The following is an 11,685-nucleotide window of genomic DNA, read 5'->3' as shown; positions in this document are numbered from 1 at the left end:
TCCCAATCGGGAGGCTTTATTTTTGTGCTGTGTCGTATCGATTACTTACGCAGGCCGAGAGCCTTGATCAGTTGACGATAACGATTGATGTCCTTGTTGTAGAGATACTTCAGGAGTTTACGACGGCGACCTACGAGCTTGGTCAGCGAACGAGCGGTACCGAAGTCCTTGTGGTTCTTCTTCAGGTGCTCGGTGAGGTGCTGAATACGATAGGTGAACAGGGCTACCTGGCTCTCAACAGAACCGGTGTCTTTGGCGTCCTTGCCGTACTGGCCGAAAATCTCAGCCTTCTTTGCTTGATCTAAATACATTGTTTTGATGATTTTAAATTGTTAATATTCACATCTTTCGGATGCCTGCCACCGTCATCACCCGGTAGGGTACATCGTCAAATGCGGCTGCAAAGGTACGAATAAATACGCAATAAACCAAAACTTTTTTGGGTTTTTCTGAAAAAAGTAGTACCTTTGCACCCGATTTTACGTAAAATGTTATGCAGGATATTAGGAATATTGCGATTATTGCGCATGTAGACCACGGCAAAACAACGCTCGTGGACAAGATGATGCTGGCCGGAAACCTGTTCCGTGAGGGACAGAACCTGTCGAGCCAAGTGTTGGATGCCAATGACTTGGAACGCGAACGAGGCATCACGATTCTTTCCAAGAATGTAAGTATCAACTGGAAAGGAACAAAGATTAATATTATCGACACTCCGGGTCACTCTGACTTCGGTGGCGAGGTGGAGCGCGTGCTCAATATGGCTGACGGCTGCTTGTTGCTGGTCGATGCCTTCGAGGGTCCGATGCCCCAAACACGTTTCGTACTGCAGAAAGCTTTGCAGATAGGACTGAAGCCCATCGTGGTAGTCAACAAGGTGGACAAGCCTAACTGTCGCCCTGAGGAGGTTTACGAGATGGTGTTCGACCTGATGTTCTCGCTGAATGCCACAGAAGATCAGTTAGATTTCCCCGTTGTTTACGGCTCGGCCAAGAATGGTTGGATGAGCGAGGATTATAACAAGCCCACTACTGATATTACCTATCTGCTGGATAAGATTCTAGAGGTGATTCCTGCTCCCAAGCAGTTAGAGGGAACACCTCAGATGCTGATCACCTCGCTTGACTATAGCTCATACACCGGACGTATCGCTGTCGGACGTGTACACCGTGGACAGTTGAAGGACGGCCAGTTGGTGACCATTGCTCACCGTGATGGTTCGATGGAGAAAACCAAAATCAAGGAACTGCATACCTTCGACGGAATGGGTCACCAGCGCATTGACAGTGTCGACTGTGGTGATATCTGTGCCGTTATCGGGTTGGAGAACTTTGAGATTGGTGATACCATCTGCGATGCTGAAAATCCAGAGGCTCTGCCGCCTATTGCCATTGATGAACCCACCATGTCGATGCTGTTCACTATCAACGACTCGCCTTTCTTCGGTAAGGAGGGTAAGTTTGTTACCTCCCGCCATATCAACGACCGCTTGGAGAAAGAGCTGGAGAAAAACCTCGCTTTGCGTGTGGAACCCTTTGAAGACTATACCGATCGGTGGGTCGTCTCTGGACGTGGCGTGCTTCACCTCTCTGTGCTCATCGAAACCATGCGACGTGAGGGATATGAACTGCAGGTCGGACAGCCGCAGGTTATCTATAAGGAGATTGACGGCAAGAAGTGTGAACCTATTGAGGAACTGACCATCAACGTTCCTGAGGAGTTTGCCTCGAAGATGATTGATATGGTAACCCGCCGTAAGGGCGAGATGACCTCGATGGAGAGTCAGGGAGAACGCACGAATATCGAGTTTGACATACCGTCACGCGGTATCATCGGACTGCGTACCAATGTGCTGACTGCCAGTCAGGGTGAAGCCATCATGGCTCACCGTTTTAAGGAATACCAGCCTTATAAGGGCGAGATTGAACGCCGTGTGAATGGTTCTATGATAGCCTTGGAAACGGGTAATGCCTTTGCTTATGCCATCGATAAGTTGCAGGACCGTGGCAAGTTCTTCATCGACCCAGGTGAAGATGTCTATATGGGACAGGTCGTGGGCGAACACGTACATGACAACGACCTCGTTGTCAATGTCTGCAAGGCCAAGCAGCTGACTAACGTCCGTGCCTCGGGTACTGACGACAAGGCCCGCATCATTCCGAAAGTGGTCATGTCGCTCGAGGAATGTTTGGAATATATCAAGGAAGACGAGCTCGTGGAGGTTACCCCCAAGTCCATGCGTATCCGCAAGTCTATCCTCGACCACGACCAGCGTAAAAAGGCTAATAAGCAATAACCAGTTAACTCATGAAGGTGTAAATACTTGTGTTAACTTGATATCTCATCTTCCAATAACCTGCCTTTATTTGACAATAAGGGCAGGTTAATTTTTTTTAAGGGTTGCTTATTATGTGATAAGGTAACAAAAAAGTCGCTCACATGGAGCGACTTTTTTTTGTTACTATTTGTTGTTGATTTACTCGGCAGCTACAATATCAAACTCAGTGGTCTTAAATATATTTTCGTCCTTAAAATCGGGGAAAGCCTCAGTAGTCATCTTGCAGACAACCTTGGTGTTCTTCTTCAAGAACTTGTAAACGAGACCAGCGTCTTCGGTCTTCTCATAGTCAACTCCGTTCTCTAACTGTTTCCCATCAGCGTAGAACTTGAACTCTGTGGTAGCCTGGTTCTTTGCAACACCCTGTGCATAGAGCTGAGCAGTCAAATCGATGGTCTCACCAACCTTGAATGACTTAGCAACCTCCATATCAGCCTGAGGAGCATAATTATATTGTTCTATTTCTGCAGGCATAGTTGGCAGAGTAGCAATAGTGAACTTGTTGTGGTCTAGTGACAACTCTTTTTTAAGTTTCGTATTTTTAGTGATGTCGATTTCCGTCAACTTGTTGCCGTTTGCTCTAAGCTGTGTAAGTTCTGTAAGCGCAGTAACGTCCAATTTCTCAATTTCATTATCATTAACGAAAAGAGTCTTGAGTTTGGTATTCTTACTTACATCTATGCTCTTCAGTTTGCTCTTCAGTTGTATGTCACCAACTAATCTCAGATCCGTCAGGTTCTTATTATTGGTAACGTCAATGGAAGCAAAATTCTTACAAGAAGAGATTGAAAGAGACTCTAATGTGGTGAATTTGCTTACGTCGATGGTTGTAATTTCCGAATCACTGATGAAAAGATTTTTCAGTTTGGTCATTGTCTCGGGCAGTACAATCGTCTTGCTAAATGGATTGGTGAATTGCAGGGTCTCAAGTGTAGCCATCCATTCATTCTTGAAAGTGGTCTCCGTGGGATAAGCATTCGTAACAGTCAGGTGCGTAAGTCCCTTGTTACCATAGACCTTGATAATACCGGTGGTAGTTTTGCCTTCAGCAAATACTTTTTCCCCGGTGCCAGTTGCGGTCATTGCACCATCAATCTCAATGCCATAATAGTCGTTGGCATCACCCTCCAAATAGAAGTCAACTTTTGCGCCTTTTTCAGCATTGAATGTACCAATCAGCATAACTTCATGGGTCTCACCGCCAACATTAATCAGATACTTAGTACCTTCTGCCTCTTCTGTAGGGGTGTCCTGAGAAGGAAATGCAGGTGAATCCATCTTAGCGCAAGAATAGTTCAGCGCTACTGCCAGCATCATAGATGCAAATACATAGATTTTCTTCATGTTTTTAATAATGTTTTATTAATTAATAAATATGTAGATACTCAAAATCTTCCGCCAAAGTTACAACTTTTTTAGAAAACAAGGTGCAAATGCCCTTTGTATTCCTTATTTTATAACGTTTATTAACATAAATAACGTAAAAACCTATCAGTTTGTATATATTATCACGCATCAGCAAAGGTCATGCCGTCGTCGAGCGTAACTTGCAATTTGGTGTACTCACTGTGGAAGTTGTGCTGCAGACGGTCGAGGTAGCGGGCGCTCTCCCATTTGCACATCGGCAGGTCGTGTAGCAAATAGTTGCCACAGGTTTGTGGCTCGGTGGCAGGCACTTGTGTCTGTGTGAGTATCCATTGGAGACACTCAATGGTCAGGCGGCGCATATCTTCAACGGAGTATTGCCCTGTCATGATGATGTACATACCTGTGAGGCAGCCCATAGGACCCACATATACCACATCATCTTTGACTTTGCTGTTGCGGAACCATGTAGCCATAAGATGTTCTATGCTATGCATTGCAGCAGGAGCGACGGCAGGTTCTTTGTTGGGTTCGGTGATACGCAGGTCGAATGTGGTGAATCCTTTGTCTACGCGGGATACGTAGATACCCGGCTTTAGATGGGTATGGTCAATGGTGAAACTCTGTATGACTTCCATAAACTTTGGTGTTTAGATGATACTTTCAACAAATGTCTTGGTCACTTGGAAGGAGTGCTCGGCAACAGTCGCCCAGAAATCATGGTACTGAGAGGCATCCGTGTCGTACAGCGGCATATCGCTGACAACGCGGAAAGAAATAAACGGTACCTTATTTATATAGCAGGTCTGGGCAATGGCACATGACTCCATGTCGACAGCCTTGGCCTCGGGGAACAAGTCGATGATACTACGCATCTTCTCCTTTGTGTCCACAAACCAGTCACCGGTGACAATCAGTCCTGGATGTACCTTCACACCGCAGTTTAATTCCTTGGCTTTCTCCAAAAGCTGATGATCAGCCTGATAGCGTGCGGGCAGTCCCTGAACTTGTCCGTATTGGGTGGTGTCATCAATGGCTGTTCCACAATAGACATCGTGATAGCAGAGTTCGGTGCTGACGATGATGTCTTGTATCTTGATGTCGTCGCCGTTTCCTCCTGCACACCCGCTACTAATAATACAGTCGGGGTGGAACTCGTTAATCATCTGTTGTGCACCGAGGGCAGCATTCACCTTCCCGATGCCACATTTGCGTACCATGACATTGCTGTCGCTGAAGAGTTGCTGCAGTTGCTGTAACTCCTTGTCCATTGCTACGATAATACCTATTTTCATTGTGCTTGCTGAATTTTTGGCTGCAAAATTAAGAAATAATTGTGAAATTTCGTAACTTTGCAGCCAAATAAATAAAATAAGGTATGAAAAGTTTGAAACAGTGGCTGCCAGAAGTGCTGGTTGTAATCTTGTTTGTTGGTATATCGTTTGCTTATTTCTTCCCTGCTGACATCGAGGGACGCATCTTGTATCGTCATGACTCATCGGCAGTCAGGGGAGCAGGCCAGGAAGCCCATGAGTATCAGGAGCGTACCGGTGAAGTAACTCGCTGGACAAATGCCCTGTTTGGTGGTATGCCCACCTATCAGACGGCTCCTTCCTATCGTAGTATGACTACACTTAACAAGGTTACCGATGCCTATCACCTTTGGTTACCGGAGAATGTATGGTATGTGTTTGTCTATCTGTTGGGCTTCTATATTCTGCTGCGTGCCTTCGACTTCCGCTGGTATTTGGCGACACTTGGTGCAATTATCTGGGCGTTTAGCAGTTATTTCTTCATTATCATTGCTGCAGGACATATCTGGAAGGTGATGGCCTTGGCCTATCTGCCTCCGATGATAGCGGGTATCGTGTTGGCCTACAGGGGGAAATACCTGTGGGGACTTGTTGTGACAACCATCTTCGCAGCCTTTGAGATTAAAGCTAATCATGTGCAGATGACCTATTATTACCTGTTCGTCATTGCAGCCATGGTCATTGCATACATGATAGAAGGAATCCGCCAAAAGAACTATCGTCATCTGCTGAAGGCAACCGCGGTGTGTGTGGTGGCAGCTTTGATTGCCATTTGTCTGAACATCTCGAACCTCTATCATACTTGGCAGTACAGCAAGGAATCCATGCGTAGTGCCAGTGAGCTTGTCAAGAAGAATGCAAGCAACCAGACCAGTAGTGGTTTGGATCGAGACTATATCACTCAGTGGAGCTATGGTATTGACGAGACATGGACGCTGCTGGTTCCTAATACGAAGGGCGGTGCCAGTGTCCCCTTGTCGGACAGCAAGATAGCCATGCAGCATGCAGATAATTATTATCTGGGTATTTATCAGCAACTGGGACAGTATTGGGGCAACCAACCTATGACGGCAGGTCCAGTCTATGTCGGTGCATTCGTGCTGATGCTTTTTGTGCTTGGCTTGTTTATCGTGAAAGGACCGATGAAATGGGCTTTGCTGACAGCGACGATCCTTTCGATACTCCTGTCGTGGGGACGTAACTTTATGCCATTTACCGACTTTTTCCTTGACTATGTGCCGATGTACGCCAAGTTCCGCACAGTGGCCTCTATTCTGGTCATTGCGGAGTTTACAATCCCCTTGCTCGCGATGTTGGCCCTGAAGAAAATCGTTGATGAACCCGAATTACTGAAGAAGAAAGCTAAGTGGCTGTACGTCTCATTCGCCTTGACGGGTGGTGTGGCTCTGCTCTTCGCATTGATGCCTAAAGTGTTCTTCCCAGATTTTATCAGTGTCAGTGAGTTGCAGGCAATGGCTCAGATCCCTGCTGATCAGGCAGTACCCTTGATGCAGAATCTTACAGAGATGCGTGTGGCTGTATTCACTGCCGACTGCTGGCGATCGTTCTGGATTATCGTTATCGGAACAGCTTGCCTATTGCTCTATAAGTACCGCAAAATGCGTGTGGAGTGGATGACCGCAGCCCTGGTGGTATTGTGCCTATTCGACATGTGGCAGGTCAACAAACGTTATCTTAACGACTCAATGTTTGTGCCAGCTACGGTGCGTGAAGAACCTGTTACCAAGACACAGGCAATTGACCATATCTTGCAAGACAAGTCGCTAGATTTCCGTGTACTGAATTTGGCAACGTCCACCTTCAATGAAAATGAAACCTCTTTTTACCTAAAGAGCATTGGTGGCTACCATGCCGCCAAGTTACGCCGTTATCAGGAGTTGGTGGATGCTTATATCCAAAAGGAGATGAGTGGTGTGATAAGTGCTATCAGCAAGGCTGGTGGCGATATGACACAGGTGAAGGGAGATAGCGTCTATCCTGTACTGAATATGTTGAACACCAAGTATTTTATCCTACCGTTGCAGGGTGGACAAAGTGTCCCCTTGGAGAATCCTTATACTTATGGAAACGCATGGTTTGTTAATCATGTCAGATATGTGGCAAACGCCAATGAGGAATTGGATGCTATTGGCAGCCTTGACCTGCGCCATGAGGCTGTGGCTGATCAGAAATTTAAGGAGCAGTTAGGTGAGAGTGTGCCGCAAGATACGGTAAGTCTGAGTTTTGTACGCATCAAGACGTACGAGCCAAACCAACTGACTTATGAGGTGGAGAGTACCAAGGGAGGTATTGTTGTCTTCTCTGAAATCTACTATCCTGGATGGACAGCTACTGTTGATGGGGTAGAGCAGGCGTTAGGCCGTGTCAACTACGTGCTACGTGCGCTTCAGGTGAAACCCGGTAAACATGAAGTAGTACTGAGTTTCTTCCCTAAGAGCATTGATCATACGGAGACGATAGCCTATATCTCTTATGTCGTCCTGTTGTTGCTTATTCTTTGGCTTGGGTGGACAACTTATCGTCGACGTCGTCAGGCCTGATATGGTTCCGCACGTAAGAAGTGTGTCCGTATAGCACAACAAGACTCATACAGGCAAGTGGGACAATAAATGATATGTTGGTGCTAGGGAGTCCGCATATTGTAATGCCGCTATCGATGATGATGGCTTGAATAGGAGGAAAGAACGAACCTCCGAGGATGGCCATAATCAGACCTGCACTAGCAATTTTGATATCCTCGCCAACCCCCGTCAGCGCGAGTCCGAAGATGGTAGGGAACATCAGCGACAGGCAGCCACTGACTAGAACTAGGCAGTAAAGGCCGTTGCGGTCAGTGAAGATAATGGTGCCTATTAAGGCTGACATGGCAATGATACCCATGGTCGAAAGCATTCGTGATGGACTGAACCAACGCATCAGCCAAGTACAGATGAAACGGCTGCAGGCAAAAAGTATCATGGCAGCAATATTGTATTTCTGTGCTAAGATTCCTGCTTCACCTTCGGTCATCCCTTCTTCGATAAATATACGCGCCCCGTATTGGATGATATATGACCAACAGGCTACTTGTGCACCAATATAACAGAATTGAGCTACCACACCGTCGCGAAAACTACGGCGACACAACAGGTTGCGAAGGGTTGTCGTAGCTTTCTTGGTAGTTGTTATGTCGGTATCTGTAGGCATCTTCTTCAGAATAATCACAACCATAATCAGCAAAACGACGGCTCCGATAAAGATATAAGGCTGTATCAGAACGCTAAGGTCATGGTCCTTAAGAATGTTAAACTGTTTCAGTGGAAGTATTTGGCGTATTTCCATGCTAAGTTGACTGAGTCGTGACTGCACCTCTATGGCAAAGAGTATACCGATAACCGATCCAAGTGCATTGAAAGCCTGAGCTCCGTTCAAACGTTGGATGGCAGTTTTTGGATCTCCTAGACTGTATATGTAAGGATTACAGCTTGTTTCTAGGAAAGACAATCCACAGGTTAGGGTAAAATAAGCACCCAGAAAAGGATAGAAATCACCTATCCATCGAGCTGGGAAGAATAGCAAAGTGCCTAGGGCATAGAGTCCTAATCCGGCAACAACACCCCATTTATAGTTGAGCCTTTGAATAAACAAAGCTGCAGGGAAAGCCATGCAGAAATAGCCAAGGTTGAATGCTACCGGAACTAGTGACGCTTCGAAATTATTAATGCGGAACACTCGTGAGAAGAGGTTGACCATCGGAGTGGTCACGTTGTTGGCAAACCCCCAGAGAGCAAAGCATGCTGTAAGCAGAATCAAAGCAGATAGATTCTTGGTGTCAAATAGCTGGGACAGCAGGCTGTTATTTGTTTTTTCCATAGTTTATATGCTAGTTCATTGTGCAAATATACGAAATAAATCTGAAATCATCGTTCTTTATTCTTTTTTTATTATTATCTTTGCACCATTAAGCTGAGATGATGATGAAAAAACTGCTGTCTTTACCACCGAATCTGGTGGGATGCTTTCATGAAGTGACGGGCCTTTCCCGTGACGAGTTTTTCTGTACCAACGACCCCGTCGGCCATAAGCTGGGCTCGGGAGGAGGAACGACGTGGTTGCTCCAACAGGCTCATGAGTGGCTGAAAGGTGAACGGTGTATCGTGCTCCATGCCGGAGGACAAAGTCGTAGACTTCCTGCATATGCACCCAGTGGAAAGATTCTAACTCCGATACCTGTGTTCCGTTGGGAGCGAGGACAACGTTTGTCGCAGTCACTGCTTGACTTGCAGTTGCCACTATATGAGCGGATGATGGAACAGGCTCCCCAACGGCTTACCACAATGATTGTTAGTGGTGATGTCTACATCCGTGCCGCAGAACGTATTGGACCGATTCCCGATGCTGATGTGGTATGCTATGGGCTGTGGCTTGATGCTTCTATTGCCAAGGACCACGGCGTTTTTGTTAGTGATCGACGAACACCCAACGTGTTGAAAATGATGCTCCAAAAACCCAACACGGAACAGTTGTCGGAACTTCTGAAGGATCATTTCTATTTGACAGATATCGGTATTTGGCTTTTGAGTGACCGAGCTGTTAAACTGCTGATGAAGCGCAGCTTAGCTTCAGGTTCAGCTGGTTTTACTGGTGCTTCAAGTCTCAAGGAGTATGATCTCTATAGCGAGTTCGGGTGTACTCTTGGTACCAATCCTACGATAGATGACCCTGAATTACATGAACTTTCAGTGGCCATCGTACCTTTGGCAGGCGGTGAGTTCTACCATTTTGGTACGTCTGGTGAAATGATATCATCTACAGTCGCTATCCAGAATATCGTTAACGACCAGCGTGACATTATGCATCATGACCGTAAGCCTCATCCTAGCATCTTTACGCAAAATGCAGTTACCCGTTATCCATTCACCGAACAAAACCGGAACATCTGGATTGAAAATAGCTGTATCGGACCGCATTGGACACTGACACATGACCATATCGTGACTGGAGTACCGCAGAATGATTGGACAATTCATTTGGAACCAGGACAGTGTGTGGATATCATCCCAATTGGAGATACCCAATACTGTGTTCGCCTCTATGACATCAATGAGAAGTTTGCCGGAGCAGCTCAGCAAGAGAAACGATTTCCTGTCGTGGAATCCTTGAATAAACTAGTAGAATTAGTCGAACAAGTAGGACTGGCAGGACTAGATAGACATGCTAGCACATATCTTTCTGCTGAGGACATCTCCAATGTGGCTAATCTGCGTCGTCTCTTTGAGCAACGTCGCCTGTTTCGCAGTCTCAACTGGCCGGCATTAGCCCGTAACTGGCAACATAGTGTGTTTTATCAACTCGACTTGGACGATGCTGCTCGAGAGTTTGATACCATGAAGTTGCCCTTGCCCGAGCCCTTGTCTGCAGATGCCCCCTTAATGACGCGTATTCATGATGCCATGTTCCGTGGCGAAAGCGAAGAGGCATTTTCTTTGTTACGTGAAGGACTGACAGCTGGTGTGCTGACGGAAAAACAGTCGCCCCGCCTCTCAGTGTACCCCGACCAGATTGTGTGGGGACGCTCTCCAGTCCGCATAGATTTGGCTGGTGGGTGGACAGATACTCCACCGTATTGCCTGATGGAAGGTGGATCGGTAGTGAATATCGCCATCGAACTCAATGGTCAACCTCCACTACAGACTTATGTTAAGCCTTGCCGTGAACCACATATCGTCCTGAGAAGTATTGACCTTGGTGCCATGGAGGTCGTCGAAACTTATGAGCAGCTGGCCGCCTATAATCAAGTAGGCTCACCATTCTCAATCCCCAAGGCGGCTTTGGTCTTGGCTGGATTCTTGCCGGGATTCTCGCAAGAAACCTTTCCTTCCCTTCGGGCTCAGTTGGAAGCTTTCGGCTGTGGTATCGAACTGACATTGTTGTCCGCCATCCCTGCAGGCAGTGGTTTGGGAACCAGTTCAATCTTGGCTTCCACGGTTCTAGGGGCAGTTAGTGATTTCTGCTCGTTAGCATGGGATAAGAACGAAATAGGTCGTCGTACGCTGGTTCTAGAGCAATTATTGACCACTGGAGGCGGTTGGCAGGATCAGTTTGGAGGCGTATTGGGAGGAGTTAAACTTTTAGATACCCAGCGAGGTTTCGACCAGAATCCGAGGGTAAGGTGGTTGCCTGATGCCGTTTTTACTCAGCCCGAATATGCCCAGTGTCATCTGCTTTATTATACGGGTATCACACGTACTGCCAAGAAAATATTGGCAGAAATAGTTCGCCGAATGTTCGTCAATCATCGTCAGCAACTGCTTCAACTTCGTGAGATGAAAGCACATTCTGTCGATATGTACGAAGCCCTTCAACGACAGGACTTTATGGCTGTAGGACAACTTATCCGTAAGACGTGGGCACAGAACCAACGTATAGATAGTGGTACTAATCCTGACAGTGTACGTAGTATTACCAACCTTGTCGATGACCTCTGTCTAGGGTATAAATTGCCTGGAGCCGGAGGCGGTGGCTATCTGTATATGGTTGCCAAAGACCCCGAGGCGGCAGCACGAATTAAGCAGGTACTTAATGCCCGTCAGCCCAATGCTAATGCCCGTTTTGTCGACATGACTTTGTCGAAAACAGGACTGCAAGTTTCACGTAGCTAATAAGTGT

The 11,685-nt window shown here is 46.6% G+C and carries 8 protein-coding genes; 3 read left to right on the top strand and 5 right to left on the bottom strand.

Going from position 1 to position 11,685, the window contains the following annotated elements; translation table 11 throughout:
* Positions 1–41: 41 nt before the first annotated feature.
* Entirely contained in the window at positions 42–311 is a 270-nt protein-coding gene (gene rpsO / locus BLU47_RS01195; protein ID WP_091957361.1) for a 30S ribosomal protein S15, read from the bottom strand.
* Positions 312–493: 182 nt separating this feature from the next.
* Between rpsO and typA the strand changes: the two genes are divergently transcribed.
* A complete protein-coding gene (typA, locus tag BLU47_RS01190; RefSeq protein ID WP_091957359.1) occupies positions 494–2,296 on the top strand; it encodes a translational GTPase TypA in 1,803 nt (600 codons plus the stop codon).
* A gap of 180 nt (positions 2,297–2,476) precedes the next feature.
* Here the strand turns inward: typA and BLU47_RS01185 are convergent, their stop codons facing one another.
* The 3 genes from BLU47_RS01185 to mtnN all read right to left on the bottom strand — a co-directional run bounded on the left by BLU47_RS01185 (position 2,477) and on the right by mtnN (position 4,998).
* Complete coding sequence (locus tag BLU47_RS01185) at positions 2,477–3,682, bottom strand: leucine-rich repeat domain-containing protein (protein ID WP_143025417.1); 1,206 nt, start codon at positions 3,680–3,682, stop codon at positions 2,477–2,479.
* 164 nt (positions 3,683–3,846) lie between these two features.
* Complete coding sequence (locus BLU47_RS01180; RefSeq protein ID WP_091957355.1) at positions 3,847–4,341, bottom strand: S-ribosylhomocysteine lyase; 495 nt, start codon at positions 4,339–4,341, stop codon at positions 3,847–3,849.
* A gap of 12 nt (positions 4,342–4,353) precedes the next feature.
* Entirely contained in the window at positions 4,354–4,998 is a 645-nt protein-coding gene (gene mtnN, locus BLU47_RS01175) for a 5'-methylthioadenosine/S-adenosylhomocysteine nucleosidase (RefSeq protein WP_091957353.1), read from the bottom strand.
* Positions 4,999–5,081: 83 nt separating this feature from the next.
* On the opposite strand from mtnN, the gene BLU47_RS01170 reads away from it, so the two are divergent.
* The gene (locus BLU47_RS01170; RefSeq protein WP_091957351.1) at positions 5,082–7,577 is read left to right on the top strand and encodes a YfhO family protein; all 2,496 of its coding nucleotides are present in this window, start codon (positions 5,082–5,084) and stop codon (positions 7,575–7,577) included.
* Here the strand turns inward: BLU47_RS01170 and fucP are convergent.
* Positions 7,528–8,889, bottom strand: a complete 1,362-nt coding sequence (gene fucP / locus BLU47_RS01165) for an L-fucose:H+ symporter permease (protein ID WP_091957350.1) — start codon at positions 8,887–8,889, stop codon at positions 7,528–7,530. The genes BLU47_RS01170 and fucP overlap by 50 nt on opposite strands.
* A 104-nt stretch (positions 8,890–8,993) precedes the next feature.
* Here fucP and BLU47_RS01160 point away from each other — a divergent pair, with 104 nt between their 5' ends.
* A complete protein-coding gene (locus BLU47_RS01160; RefSeq protein WP_091957504.1) occupies positions 8,994–11,678 on the top strand; it encodes a bifunctional fucokinase/fucose-1-phosphate guanylyltransferase in 2,685 nt (894 codons plus the stop codon).
* Positions 11,679–11,685 lie beyond the last annotated feature (7 nt).

The organism is Prevotella sp. tc2-28 (assembly GCF_900107705.1).
Taxonomy (GTDB): domain Bacteria; phylum Bacteroidota; class Bacteroidia; order Bacteroidales; family Bacteroidaceae; genus Prevotella.
This window is presented reverse-complemented; position numbering and strand designations above follow the sequence as displayed.